The 12111-nt window shown below is 65.9% G+C and carries 12 protein-coding genes; 6 read left to right on the top strand and 6 right to left on the bottom strand.

Annotated elements, in window-relative coordinates:
- Nucleotides 1–10 precede the first annotated feature (10 nt).
- Both HB681_RS38230 and HB681_RS21545 read left to right on the top strand, forming a co-directional pair.
- Nucleotides 11–253 carry an enoyl-CoA hydratase-related protein gene (locus HB681_RS38230; RefSeq protein WP_256735035.1) on the top strand — a complete coding sequence of 81 codons (243 nt, stop codon included), beginning with the start codon at nucleotides 11–13 and terminating at the stop codon, nucleotides 251–253.
- A 5-nt stretch (nucleotides 254–258) separates the two neighbouring features.
- On the top strand, nucleotides 259–840 hold the full coding sequence (locus HB681_RS21545; RefSeq protein ID WP_256735034.1) for an enoyl-CoA hydratase-related protein: 582 nt from the start codon (nucleotides 259–261) through the stop codon (nucleotides 838–840).
- A 41-nt stretch (nucleotides 841–881) separates the two neighbouring features.
- Here HB681_RS21545 and HB681_RS21540 read toward each other — a convergent pair whose 3' ends face one another.
- From HB681_RS21540 to HB681_RS21525, 4 genes are all read right to left on the bottom strand, one after another.
- Nucleotides 882–1787 (bottom strand): LysR family transcriptional regulator, encoded by a 906-nt coding sequence (locus tag HB681_RS21540; protein ID WP_213956913.1) that lies wholly within the window; start codon nucleotides 1785–1787, stop codon nucleotides 882–884.
- A gap of 91 nt (nucleotides 1788–1878) precedes the next feature.
- The gene (locus HB681_RS21535) at nucleotides 1879–3381 is read right to left on the bottom strand and encodes a CoA transferase (protein WP_213956912.1); all 1503 of its coding nucleotides are present in this window, start codon (nucleotides 3379–3381) and stop codon (nucleotides 1879–1881) included.
- Between the two features lie 5 nt (nucleotides 3382–3386).
- Entirely contained in the window at nucleotides 3387–4376 is a 990-nt protein-coding gene (locus HB681_RS21530) for a 3-hydroxyacyl-CoA dehydrogenase NAD-binding domain-containing protein (RefSeq protein WP_213956911.1), read from the bottom strand.
- Nucleotides 4373–5116, bottom strand: coding sequence for an acetoacetate decarboxylase (locus HB681_RS21525; protein ID WP_213956910.1), 744 nt, complete (start codon nucleotides 5114–5116; stop codon nucleotides 4373–4375). The genes HB681_RS21530 and HB681_RS21525 overlap by 4 nt, the downstream gene beginning before the upstream one ends.
- 402 nt (nucleotides 5117–5518) lie before the next feature.
- Between HB681_RS21525 and HB681_RS21520 the strand changes: the two genes are divergently transcribed.
- Both HB681_RS21520 and HB681_RS21515 read left to right on the top strand, forming a co-directional pair.
- Nucleotides 5519–6325, top strand: coding sequence for an AraC family transcriptional regulator (locus tag HB681_RS21520; RefSeq protein WP_256735044.1), 807 nt, complete (start codon nucleotides 5519–5521; stop codon nucleotides 6323–6325).
- 168 nt (nucleotides 6326–6493) lie between these two features.
- Complete coding sequence (locus HB681_RS21515; RefSeq protein ID WP_213956908.1) at nucleotides 6494–7480, top strand: tripartite tricarboxylate transporter substrate binding protein; 987 nt, start codon at nucleotides 6494–6496, stop codon at nucleotides 7478–7480.
- Nucleotides 7481–7540: 60 nt separating this feature from the next.
- Here HB681_RS21515 and HB681_RS21510 read toward each other — a convergent pair whose 3' ends face one another.
- The gene (locus HB681_RS21510) at nucleotides 7541–8752 is read right to left on the bottom strand and encodes an ABC transporter substrate-binding protein (protein ID WP_213956907.1); all 1212 of its coding nucleotides are present in this window, start codon (nucleotides 8750–8752) and stop codon (nucleotides 7541–7543) included.
- A 248-nt stretch (nucleotides 8753–9000) separates the two neighbouring features.
- On the opposite strand from HB681_RS21510, the gene HB681_RS21505 reads away from it, so the two are divergent.
- Nucleotides 9001–10245 carry an L-dopachrome tautomerase-related protein gene (locus HB681_RS21505; protein ID WP_213956906.1) on the top strand — a complete coding sequence of 415 codons (1245 nt, stop codon included), beginning with the start codon at nucleotides 9001–9003 and terminating at the stop codon, nucleotides 10243–10245.
- 47 nt (nucleotides 10246–10292) lie between these two features.
- On the top strand, nucleotides 10293–11180 hold the full coding sequence (locus tag HB681_RS21500) for a LysR family transcriptional regulator (protein ID WP_213956905.1): 888 nt from the start codon (nucleotides 10293–10295) through the stop codon (nucleotides 11178–11180).
- Between the two features lie 15 nt (nucleotides 11181–11195).
- Here HB681_RS21500 and HB681_RS21495 read toward each other — a convergent pair whose 3' ends face one another.
- Nucleotides 11196–12110, bottom strand: coding sequence for a DMT family transporter (locus HB681_RS21495; RefSeq protein WP_256735033.1), 915 nt, complete (start codon nucleotides 12108–12110; stop codon nucleotides 11196–11198).
- Between the last annotated feature and the right edge of the window lies 1 nt (nucleotide 12111).

The raw sequence follows: 12111 nt of genomic DNA, 5'->3' as shown, positions 1-12111 counted from the left end.
GGAACACACCATGGATTTCACGCTTCGATCGCAGGAGGTCCGCATGACCCATCCCGGCTACGAGAGCTTGCTCTACGCCCGCGACGGCCAGGTCGCTGTCCTCACCTTCAATCGCCCGCACCGCATGAATGCCATCGGCGGCACGCTCAAGCAGGACATCGCCGCGGCCATGCGCGAGGCCGGCCGCGACGACGCGGTGCGCGCCATCGTGTTGACCGGCGCGGGTGCCGCCTTTGCGCCGGCGGCGACGTGAAGGAAATGAACGCCGGCCCCGGCGCCGCACGCCCCTTGCAGGAGAAGATCAACCCCGCGCGCGACGAGATGCTGCTGGCCATCCACGAGGCGGACAAGCCGGTGATCGCGGCCGTCCAAGGCGCGGCGGTAGGCGCGGGCATGAACATGGCGCTGGCGGCAGACATCCGTATCGCCGCGAGCAACGCGATCTTCGCGCAGGCCTTCGTCAGGCGGGGGTTGCCACCCGACACCGGCGCCACGTACCTGTTGCCGCGCGTGGTCGGCATGGCCAGGGCCTGCGAGCTTGCCTTCACGGGTGACACGATTGACGCCCAGGAGGCCCTGCGCCTGGGCATCGTCTCGCGCGTGGTCGACCCCGAAGCGTTGATGAGCACGGTGATGGCGCTGGCTGCGCGCATCGCCGCCGGGCCGCCCATCGCGATCCAGCTGGCCAAGCGCTCGCTCTATCGCGGCCAGCAAGGCAGCCTGCGCGATGCGCTCGCGCGCGAAGCGGCGGCGTTCAATGTGTGCATGGAAACCGAAGACGCGGCAGAGGGCGTCGCGGCCTTTCTCGAGAAACGCGCGGCGGTGTTCCAGGGCCGCTGAGTCTCCGGCCGGGGCACGGCGCCATTGCGCGCCCTGCACGATCAGAGGCTGGCCCAGCCGGCCTCGAACTTTTCGTTCAGGAAATCGAGAAACGCCCGTACGCGCGGGCTCAGGTTGCGCTTGCTCGGATAGACCACGTAGATGGGTTCTTCCGAAGCCACCTGGAACTTTTCCAGCACGGGAACCAGACGGCCCGCCGCAAGGTCGGCCGCCACATGCACCTGCGACAGGCTGACGATGCCCACGCCCGCGATGGCATAGGCCCGCAGCAGTTCGGACGAGTTGCTGCCGATGTTGCCCGTCACGCTCAGCGCCACCGGTTCGCTGCCGTCGTGCAGCGTCCAGGTGCTGCGCACCGAGCCGGGCAGGAAATTCATGCAGTTGTGATGCTGAAGGTCTTCGAGGGTCAGGGGAATGCCGGCCTTGGCGAGGTACTTGGGTGACGCGCACAAGGTCCAGCGCGTGGTCGAAATGCGCCGGGCCACGAGCGAGGAATCGGGAATCTCGCCGCTGCGGATGGACACGTCGATATGGTTCTCGAACAGGTCGATGGGGCTGGCCGTGAGGATGAACTCCACGCGCATGGCGGGGTGGCGCTCGAGGAACTCCGGAATCACGGGCGAGAGTTGATGCTGTGCCAGCAGCAGCGTCGAATTGAAGCGCAGCACGCCGCTGGCCTGTGTCTTTGTGTTCTGCAAACCGTTCTCGGCCTCCTCCAGCGCATCGAGCACGCGGTGTGCGCCCTCCAGGAATTGCTCGCCCTCGCGCGTGAGCTTGAGCACACGCGACGTGCGATGGAACAGCCGCACGCGCAGGCGGTTTTCCAGCCGCTGGATCAGCTTGCTCACGGTCGACGGGTCGCAGTCCAGGCTGCGCGCCGCCGCGGAAAAGCTGGTTTCCTCGGTCACGCGCAGGAATACGTCGAGCTCTCGGATGCGGTCGTTCATGGGCGGGCGACTGGTCGTTGGCGCTGCGGGCTCGGAGGTGTGCTGCAAGAATAACCGCCGCGCGCAAGAGGCGCCCTCGCATCACGCGGATTCAACCCTTCGACAGCCACTCCGCGCGTGACGATCCACGCGGCACCAGCACTTGGCGGTACTGGCCCGGAGTAAGCGACATGCGCACCTGATCGGTCACGCCCTGATAAAGGCCCATGGAAGTCTCGGCCTGAAAGACCTCTGGGTCCAGATAGCGATGGACATCGCCGCTGTTCGCGGTGGCATGCGCGAAGCGTTTGTCGAACAGGCCCAGCGTGTAGAGCCACAGCGATAGCCGCGTGAGTGACACATGCACCCGGTAGCTGCCGCCCTCGCGCGCGCGGCGCATCAACGCGGCCACGATGCCCGTCGTCAGCAACCAGGCGCCCAGGTAGTCATTGACGACCAGGATGACGGGCAGCTTCGGCGCGCTGGGTGAGCCTTCCAGCGTCATCACGCCAGTCACGCAGCCCGCCGTCTGGTCGAAACCCGGCCGGTCGGCCCACGCCCCGGTTTCGCCATGCAGGCTGATGCTCGCGTGGACGATGCCAGGCCGCGCGGCGGCCGCCTGCTGCGCTGAAAGGCCACGGCGCTCCAGGTAGCCCTGGCGCCGGTTGGCATAGAACACGTCGGCGCCGGCCAGCAACGCCTGCATGCGCGCGAAGCCGCCATTGGCACGGTCGGCTACGTCGAGCAGCGCGGAGCGCACGCCAACGTTGGCGGTGGCATAGAGCAGATCGCTCTCGAAATCGCCGGGTGGCCAGACGTTCAGCACATCAGCGCCATGCAGCGCCAGCGTGCGGCCCGTGCCGGCACCCGCGATCACGCGCGCCAGGCCCAACGCACGCACACCGTCGAGCGGCTGCTGGGGATGGGGCGAGAAAGGCTCGGGCGCCGAGTCGCCGATGCGCTCGATCTCGATCAGCGGAAGGCTGCGCAGCACATCCAGGTACTGCGGCTCTTCCATGAATTCCTCGACCGAGCGCAGCATCGGCATCACGATGCCGGCCTGGGCACTCGCCTCCTCCAACTCATGCCCCTTCCAGCCACGGATGGCCTGCGCCACGGCTGCCTCGCTGTCGCTGCAGTTCAGCAGGCGCAGCGCCGACGACTTGATGCGCGGGTACAGGTTGAGCGGCATCACCCAGCGGGCATCGGCCGTTTCGTAGAACTTGAGCGTGAACGGTGAATCCGGGTCGGCCGTGTTGCGCGGCGGGTAGCCGTTGATCAGTTCCCACTTGCGGTCGTAGAACGGGCACAGGCGGTGCGGCGCTCGTCGCAGGTCCATCGCAATGTCCTGGCCCGCGCCGCCGCGATGGCGCCACAGGGCCGCCATGGCCACCGACTTCGCCACCAGCCCGATGCCCGCCGCGGACGCGATGCGGAACACGCTGGCGATGACCGGATCCTGGCCGGTGAAATGGATGGCACCGCGACTGTCTTCGGGCACCAAGCCGACGCCCTGCAGCACGCCGCGCAGGTGCGCGTGCGGATCGAAGCCGTTGGCATGCACCGCCGGGGCAGCCAGCGCGCGGCGAATGGCTTCGGTGGTGCCGTCACTCATCGCGCTCAACCGTGGCTGCCGTCTGCGACGCCAGTCAACGCCTGCAGGATCGCGATCTGGCGGGCATCGCGCGCAGCCTCCAGCAAGGCGCGCGTGTGCTGGCCGTAGGAGGCATCGACCTGCTCGAACAGCAACTTCCTCGTGGCCTCGTCGAAGCGCACCTCGCGCTGCATCGAAGCCCAGCGCATTTCCATGCCGGGGCCGAACTGCTCCACGAAACTGCGCAACCCGCCATCGCCCCCACCCAGGTGGAAAGATGCGAAGGGACCGCCGGCGGCCCAGCGCAGCCCCACGGAGTTCGTGACGATCTCGTCCAACTCGTCGACGGTGACCACGCCGCCCACCACCAGCGCCACGCACTCGCGGAAGATGGCCGACTGCAGCCGGTTAGCGACAAAGCCGCCCACCTCCTTGCGCAGCACCTGCGGCACCTTGCCAACCGCGCGATAGAAGTCCACGGCGGCTTGCACCGACTCGGGCGCAGTGAGCTTGCCCGGCACCACCTCCACCAGCGGAATGATGTGCGGCGGGTTGAATGGATGGCCCACCAGCAGACGCTGCGGTGTCGCCATCTCGGCGGCCTGGTCGGTGGCCGGCAACGCCGAACTGGACGAGAGAAACAACGCCCCGGCCGGCGCCGCCTGCTCGATGCGGCGCCAGAGCTGGCGCTTGAAATCCAGCCGCTCGGGGCCGTTTTCCTGAACCAGGCCGGCCTGCGCCACGGCGCGCTCCAGGTCGGGCTCGAAGCGCAGGCGCTCGCCGATCTCGTCATTCGCCTGTGGCGCGCCAAGCTGCGCCAGCGTGGGCAAGGCGCGCGCCACGTAGTCGCGCACCTCCGCATCCACACCTTCGCGCGGATCGCTCACGCAGACCTTCAGGCCGTGCGCCAGGAACAGTGCGACCCAGGATGCGCCGATGACGCCGGCGCCCACCACCGTGACCCGTTGGAAGCGTTGCAGCACCTGCTCGCGGCTCGAATCGGTGGGGCTGTTCATGATGCCTTTGCCAGGTAGTCATGCACCACGCTGGGCGGCGTGAGCGACAGGTCGGCCACGATGTGGCTGGCAGCCACCACTTCGCGCACCGGGAAGTCGGCCATCGGCGCGAGCACGTGCTCGAACAATTGCAGTCGCGCCGGCCCACGGAAGGCGGACTTGATCTCGATGTCCTGGATCTGACTGCGTACCAGCTCGCAGATGCGCAACTGCCGGTCGTACCCGCGCATGAGCTTGAGCATGAAGGTCGGCACGCAGATCTCGGCCCTGGCCTCTTCCAGCGGCAGCGGCTGGTGCTTGTAGCCCATGGTCGCGACCGCGATGCGCAGCGTGCCGTAGTCGAGCGTGCCGACCAGCGTATCGGAATCCACATACAGCCTGGGCGCGCCCAGCTTCTTGGGGAAGGCGCTGACCTCGCGGCCGCTGGCGATGGCCGGGTGGTTGTCCACGTACATCGCATGCAGGTATTCGCCACGCTCCTGCCCCAGGCGCACCACGATGGCCTGGCCGCATTCGGTGTAGTTGCCCAGGCCCGTGGTGTCGGGCATGCGCATCACCTCGAAGCGCACCAGCGGCTCGTCGATCTCGATGGGTTCGGGCACCACCTTGCGCAGCGCCTCGATGTCGGTGCGATAGGTGATGTTGAGGTATTCGCGGTTGTGAAAGCGGTAGGGCCCGCGCGGAAAGGCCGGCGCGCCCAAGGGCGTGCTGACCTGCTTGAACAGTTCATCGATCTTCATGGTCTTTCGATGCGTGGCGCGCTCACGTTGTCTCCTTGCGGGCCGTGGCATTGTGCGAGCCGCCCCTTTGCGACGACAGGTGCACAACGGCTAACATGGGGTGAGTTCCGGACACGCCCAGCGATTGACGTACCCGGGTTGACCCTTAAGGGAGACTCACCGCAGTGATCCACCCCTACACCCGTCCCTTGGCGCATTTGCCGCTGGCCGACGAGCGCCTCTACCTTCCCTACAAGATCGCGACCCTGGTGGAGGCGCTGGCCGAAGCGGGTGTCGATGCCGCACGGACGCTGGAACGTACAGGCCTGCAGGCAAGCGACCTGCGCAGCACCGTGCTGAAGACTTCCATCCGCCAGTTCATGACCGTCTGCCGCAACGGCATGGCGGCCACCGGCGACCCGCCTGCCCTTTCGTGCCGGCACGCGCATACATGTGTCCAGCTACGGCATGTACGGCTACGCGCTGCTGTGCTGCGAGACCCTGCGCGAGGTCACGCAGATGGCGGTGAAGTTCCATCGTCTGGCCACGCCCACCGTGTCGCTGAGTTTTCGCGAAGAGGACGGCGAGGCTGTCTGGACCTTTGACGATGTGCTGGACCTGGGCCCGGACGATGCGCTGCACCGCTTTCTTGTCGAGTTCCAGTTCGGCATTCACCAGACGCTGGCGCGCGACATGGTCGGGCCCGACTTCAAGCTGAGCCGGCTGCGCGCGCGCTACCCGCGACCGGAGCACGCCGCCCTGTATGGGGCGTACTTCGGCTGCCCCATCGAATTCGACCAACCGGACAACGAGCTGCGCTATCGCGCGGCGCTGCTGGACAAGCCCGCCGCATACCGCAACTCCATCACGGTGGCGATGGCGGCCGAGGTCTGCGAACGCATGCTGGTGGAGGCCAAGACAGCCAGCGGCCTGACCCGCCGCGTCTTCAACCTGTTGATGGAGCGCCCCGGCCAGTTCGACGACATGGAGGCACTGGCGCGCAAGCTCAACACCAGCTCGCGCACACTGCGCCGCCACCTGACGACGCAGGGCACGTCGTACAAGGAGATCCTGGACGACGTGCGCTGCCGCCTGGCCAAGGAATACTTGCGCAGCACGCGCATGGGCGTCGACGACATCGCCAGCACGCTGGGCTTCAGCGATGCCGCGAACTTTCGCCACGCCTTCCGCCGCTGGACACACAAGAGCCCGAGCGACTTCCGCCGCTGACCTCGATCCCTCAACCCCAGGGCCCCCGCGCCGCGCATGGTTTGGCCGCCCGCCACCGGTTTCTGACCGCGTGCGACCTTGGTGCAGCTTGCGGGGCGCTCAACAATCCCTCGCATCACCCATGCAGCCGCGACCACGACCGCTGCCGATTCCAGGAGACAGATCTTGATGAAGAAGCCTTCCTTCGTTGCTGCGGCTCTGCTTGCCTGCGCTGCGCTCGCGGCCACTGCGAACGCGCAAACTGCCGCGGCATACCCCAGCAAGCCCATCCGCATGGTCGTGCCCTACCCGGCCGGCGGTGGCGTCGACGCCATTGCACGCCAGCTTGGCAAGAAGATGGGTGAGGCGCTGGGCCAGGCGGTCACGGTCGACAACCGCCCGGGCGCCGGCGCCATCATCGGGCTGGACGCGGTGGCCAAGGCAGCGCCGGACGGGTACACGGTGCTGTTCACCGCGGGTTCGTCGATCAACCTCAACCCGCACGTCTACAAGAAACTGCCCTACGACCCGGCCAAGGATCTCCAGCCGGTGGCGCAGACTGGCAACACGCCCCTGCTGCTGTTGGTGAGCGCCACCAATCCGTCCAAGACGCTGGCCGAGTTCGTGGCAGCGGCCAAGGCCAAGCCCGGCACGGCCAGCTTTGGCTCGTATGGCAACGGCACCACCGGCCACTTGCTCGGTGCCGCTTTCGGCAAGTCAGCGGGTATCGACCTGCTGCACGTGCCCTTCAAGGGGGCTGCACCAGCGCTCACCGACCTGATCGGCGGCAACGTGACCTCGGTGGTGGCGGACCTCGGTTCGGCGCGCGGTCTCATTCAGGGCGGCAAGGTGCGCCCCCTGGCGCAGACCGGCGCCATGCGCGATCCGGCGCTGCCAAATGTGCCCACATTTGCGGAAGCTGGCCAACCCAGCCTGGCGGCGATGACCGGCTGGCTGGGTGTGTTCGTGCCCGCCAGGACGCCGAAGGACATCACCGACAAGCTGGCCGGCACCATCAGCAAGGTGTTGCAGACGGCCGAGCTGAAAGCCAGCATGGCCGAACTGGGCTACACCGCCACGGGGCTCTCGGGAGCCAAATTCGAAGAGCTGGTGCGGACCGATACCGACCGCTGGGGCAAGGCGGTGAAAGACATGGGTGGCATCACGCTGGATTGAGCTGGACCTGCTGCCGTGCATGATGCAGATTGGCCTGGCCTCGGGTGAGGACAGGCAAGGCTACTTCTTCGCCTGACCGACCGTGGCTTTCTTCAGGTCGTCCGGATAGGCATAGACGACGCGCCCACCCCTGACTTCGCCGAACACGGGGATGCTTGTCGTGATGGCGTCGTGGTCGGTCTTGGAGAATGGCCGGTTGTAGGTCGTGACCACTCCCTCGACGGTCGCCCTCAGGTCTTCCAGCGCGTCCTTGATCCTCGGTCCATCGGTGCTGCCGGCCTGCTTGATCGCGGCAGCCAGCAAGTAGACCGAGTCGTAGCCCTGCGCCGCCGACACCGGCGAATCGATGCGCCCGTTCTTCGGGCTGAAAGCCTTCAGGTAGCTGATGATGAAGGATTGCCGCTTCGGGTTCGTTGGCTCCTGGATGAAGGTCTGCGGCATGCGCGCCCCTTCTCCGTTGACCCCGGCGTTGTCGATGAAGTTGGCCATCGAGAGACTCCAGCTGCCGATCATCGGCACCTTCCAGCCGAGCTTCGTCATCCCGTTGGCGATCTGTGCCAGTTCCGGACCAATCCCATAGGTCAGCACCGCTTCAGCGCCGGCTTCCCTGGACCTGAGGAGTTGGGGCGTCATGTCCACGTCCTTGATGTTGAACTTCTCGACGGCCACCGGTGCGATGCCCTTGGCGTTGAGCGCCTTTTCCAGGTCCTCGCGGCCCAGCTGGCCGTAGTTGGTCGAGTCCGCGAGGATGGCAACCTTCTTGAAGCCTCGGCGCGCGATCGCCTCCTCGACGATCATGGGTGCCTGGATGCTGTCGTGCGCCGCGTTGCGAAAGACATAGTTCTCGGGCTCCTTGTCGAACTGGTGCGTGATCGTCGAGCCGGTCGCCACGTTGTTCATCACCGGGATCCTCGCCTCCTGGTAGAAGCGCTGCGACGCGAGTGCAACGCCGGTATTGACATAGCCAACCACGGCGACGACCTTCTCCTTGTTGATCATCTCCTGCGCGATCTGCACGCCGCGTTCGTTCTTGGCCTCGTCATCGCGTTCGATCGCAACGATCTGGCGGCCGAGCACGCCGCCGCTCCTGTTGATTTCATCGAGCGCGAGCCGCGCGCCATCGCGCATGCTCAAACCCATGGCCGAGGAGCCCCCCGTGAAGGGACCGGACACCGCGATCTTGATCGGCTCGGCCGCCAGCGCACTCGCAGTTCCAACGAGAACCGCCAGCAATGCCGCGCCGGCGCTCAACCTGGAAAACCTGGTCGTCATTTGTCTCTCCGTCGTTCTTGGATGGTTGGAAATCAGGAATGCCGATCGTGCGCGGCGTCCGTTGGTCGAACAAGGACGTAGATGCAATAACACCTTCAAGGATTCTTTGAAGCCAGCTTCAACGATCTTCAACAAGTGTTTTCTCTGGGTCCCCGTTGTGGCGCCGGGCGTCGCAGGCCAACATCCATCGCACCTGACCGGTTCATGCAACCCGCATGCGTCGGCAGGACAACGACGGAGACAAGACGATGCCTACGAGAAAGCCTTTCCGATTCGCGGCCGCCATTGGGTTCACCCTCGCCATGACCGCGCCATTCATGGCGTACGGCGTCGATGACAGTCCAGCGGGCCAGGGCAGCCTGGAGGTCTACGCGGAGTTGACCCAGTCAGGGATCGCTGCGATCAGCCAGATGCAGAGCGGCCAACTGATCATCGGATACCACCCCTTCTACCTGACACCGACGTCGGTGCAAGTCGCGACACTGAACAGCGATCGCAAGTCGAGCACACCCTATCCACCCGAGGGGTCGGGGCTGTTGCAAAGCTGCAGGAATCCCGATGGCAGCTTCCTTCCACCGGTCAATGGCCGATACGACTTCTGCATTGACTGGGTGCTCGGCTTCCACGCGGACGCGAACGGCATCCTGTGGATCCTCGATTCGGCCAAGTCGACCGACCGTTCGGATCCGGCGCATCCGAGGCCGAGTGCGTTGCATGCGAAGTACGTCGGCTGGGATACGAAGTCCAACAAGCTGCACAAGGTGATCGATCTCGACGCGGTGACCGTTCCGCAGTCGCAACACAATGACTTCGCGATCGATCTGAAGCACGGCGTCCTGATCGATGCAGACGAGGCGATCGGCGAAGACTCGAACGGCGTGGGCAACAAGGCGGCGCTGGTCGTCAGCGACATCGCGACGGGCAAGAGCCGCCGAGTACTCCAAGGCGATCGGCACGTGACGCCGAACGCGGACCCCATTCGATGGACAACCCAGGCCGGCGTGCCCGCAGCGTCCTGGGGGTTGGGGGTCGGTGTGGATGGCATTGCCCTCGACCACAAACAGGAGTGGCTGTACTTCGCGCCGCTGAGCGGCTACGAGATGTACAGGGTGCGCATGTCCGATCTTCTGGACACGGCGCTGAGTGATGCGCAACTGTCCGCGAAGGTCGAGTTCTACGCCCACAAGCCCTACAACGGCGGCCTGACCATCGACGCCAGGAACAACCTGTATCTGACCGAGGTCGGCAAGCACACGATCGGCATCATTCCGCCAGATACGCGGGAATACCGCAGATACGTTTCAGACCCGAAGATGATCTGGCCGGATGGCGTGACGTATGCCTCCAATGGATTCATGTACTCCGGTGCGGCACAACTGATTCAGACCGGAGCGTTCCAGAGCAATGCCACCCCTTCCGGCAAGGCGAGCAACGGCCCCCCCTACCGGGTCTATCGGTTTCGCCCGGAGGCACCAGGAACGCCAGGCTCCTGACCGTCCGAGGAAGGAAGCACCCGCGATGGGTGCTCGCATAATGGATCATGCACCTCGATGATCTCAGCCTTTTCGTTCGTGTCGCACACGCACAATCGCTGAGCGAGGCTGCCCGGCAGCTGGATCAGACCCCCTCCTCTGTCAGTGCGAGGCTGAAGCGCATCGAGGAGGAACTCGACGTGCGCCTCGTCGAACGCACGACCAGAGCATTGCGCCTGACACCCGAGGGAGAGCGATTTCTGCAAACCTGCGAGACGATGACGGTTGCGTGGACGCGTGGTCAAGGCTTGCTTCGCCAGGATGCCCGTGCCGTCGAAGGTCGCATCCATATTGCCGCCCCGACAGATACGAGCGTCCAGTTCCTTGCGGAGTGGATCGGCGAATACACAAGGATGCATTCGCGCCTGGTGGTGACCCTGCGAGTCGGCGACCGAATGCACGATCTGCCGCGCGAAGCGGTGGACATCGCTGTGAGATACGGTGAGCTGAGCGACTCGTCGATGGTCAGCCGGGTGCTGGTTCGCGCGCACCGGGTTCTGGTCGCCTCGCCAGAATATCTTGCTCGATCAGGACCGCTCCTGTGCCCGGCCGATCTCGCCAACCATCGATGCCTCGCATGGCTGACCCGCGATCAACCCAAGGTTCAATGGAGCTTTGTATCGTCGGACGGAGCTTGCGGGACAGCCGTCGTCACGCCAGCCTTGTGCGCAGACTCTCTCCTTGTTCGCCAGTGGGCCGTGGGGGGCGAAGGCGTCGCGTACAAGGCAGACGTCGACGTCGCCGCCGATCTTCGAGAGGGAAGGCTGGTGCGTCTGCTCGCGAAATACGAAGGCGAGGCGGTGCCGATCAATGCGGTCATGCCGAGTGGACGCCACGTGCCCACCCGGGTTCGCGCGATGGTGGACTATCTGGCCAAGCGGTTCGCAGGGCTCTAGAGAATCAGGAGCGAATCAGGCGCGCCGCTGGGTGCCGATCGCCGTCCCCGCGACCACGGCCGCCAGGCCGACGCCGTGCCACACCGAAAGCGACTCGCCAAGCAGCGCCGCGGCGAAGCCCACGCCGAACACCGGCACCCAGTAGAACCACAGCGACACCCGCGCGACGCCGATCCTGACGATGGCGTGGTTCCACGCGAGGTTGCCGAAGGTGGTCGCGATCAGCGACGAGAACAGCACCAGCATCAGCGGCCAGAAGCCGGGGTACCACGCGTCGATGCCGGGCGAGACGCCCGTCAGCGCCGCATGCAACGCCAGCATCGCCGTGCCGCACAGGTAGATCGCGGCGCTCGCATGCAGGGCGTCGGTCTCGCGTGCCAGGCGCTGGATCAGCACGCCGCCGATCGCGAAGGTCACGACGGAGCCGACCACCATGGCGTCGCCGATGCCGGTTTCGGCAAGGCGTGCGCCCGGTGACTGCAGCACCACGATCAGCACGCCGCCGAGGCCGAGTGCCACGCCCAGGATGCGCAGCATGCCCAGCCGCTCCTTGAGGATCAACGTGGCCATCAGGGACGACACCAGCGGACTGAGCGCGATGGCGACCGAGGCGTTGGTGGCGCTGGTGCGCACCAGTCCTGCAGACAACAGGATCTGGTTGACATAAACCATCAGCGCCGCGCAGGCCAGCACCGTCGCGATCTGGCGCCGGTTCATGCGCGCTCGCCGACGGCCGCGTTGCCACCAAAGCATCGCGCCCATGAACGCGGCCGCGAGCGCGGCACGCTCCGTGGCCATCACCGCGGGATCGAAATAGGAGGCGATGGTCTTCATCGCCGTCATGTTGAGGCCCCACAGGGCCGTCACCAGCAACAGCAGCGCCGACAGGCCGCGGGTCTCGGGTGCGGAGCTCGGCGCTGGCGAACTCATC

It is taken from the genome of Variovorax sp. dw_954 (assembly GCF_018449755.1).
Classification (GTDB): Bacteria; Pseudomonadota; Gammaproteobacteria; order Burkholderiales; family Burkholderiaceae_C; genus Variovorax.
This window is presented reverse-complemented; position numbering and strand designations above follow the sequence as displayed.

What these genes read in the sequence shown, in the direction of transcription:
- HB681_RS21525 (WP_213956910.1), bottom strand. Translation starts at nt 5,116, where the DNA reads ATGAAGATCGATGAACTGTTCAAGCAGGTCAGCACGCCCTTGGGCGCG.
- HB681_RS21545 (WP_256735034.1), top strand. Translation starts at nt 259, where the DNA reads ATGAACGCCGGCCCCGGCGCCGCACGCCCCTTGCAGGAGAAGATCAAC.
- HB681_RS21495 (WP_256735033.1), bottom strand. Translation starts at nt 12,110, where the DNA reads ATGAGTTCGCCAGCGCCGAGCTCCGCACCCGAGACCCGCGGCCTGTCG.
- HB681_RS21515 (WP_213956908.1), top strand. Translation starts at nt 6,494, where the DNA reads ATGAAGAAGCCTTCCTTCGTTGCTGCGGCTCTGCTTGCCTGCGCTGCG.
- HB681_RS21540 (WP_213956913.1), bottom strand. Translation starts at nt 1,787, where the DNA reads ATGAACGACCGCATCCGAGAGCTCGACGTATTCCTGCGCGTGACCGAG.
- HB681_RS21500 (WP_213956905.1), top strand. Translation starts at nt 10,293, where the DNA reads ATGCACCTCGATGATCTCAGCCTTTTCGTTCGTGTCGCACACGCACAA.
- HB681_RS21535 (WP_213956912.1), bottom strand. Translation starts at nt 3,381, where the DNA reads ATGAGTGACGGCACCACCGAAGCCATTCGCCGCGCGCTGGCTGCCCCG.
- HB681_RS38230 (WP_256735035.1), top strand. Translation starts at nt 11, where the DNA reads ATGGATTTCACGCTTCGATCGCAGGAGGTCCGCATGACCCATCCCGGC.
- HB681_RS21510 (WP_213956907.1), bottom strand. Translation starts at nt 8,752, where the DNA reads ATGACGACCAGGTTTTCCAGGTTGAGCGCCGGCGCGGCATTGCTGGCG.
- HB681_RS21530 (WP_213956911.1), bottom strand. Translation starts at nt 4,376, where the DNA reads ATGAACAGCCCCACCGATTCGAGCCGCGAGCAGGTGCTGCAACGCTTC.
- HB681_RS21505 (WP_213956906.1), top strand. Translation starts at nt 9,001, where the DNA reads ATGCCTACGAGAAAGCCTTTCCGATTCGCGGCCGCCATTGGGTTCACC.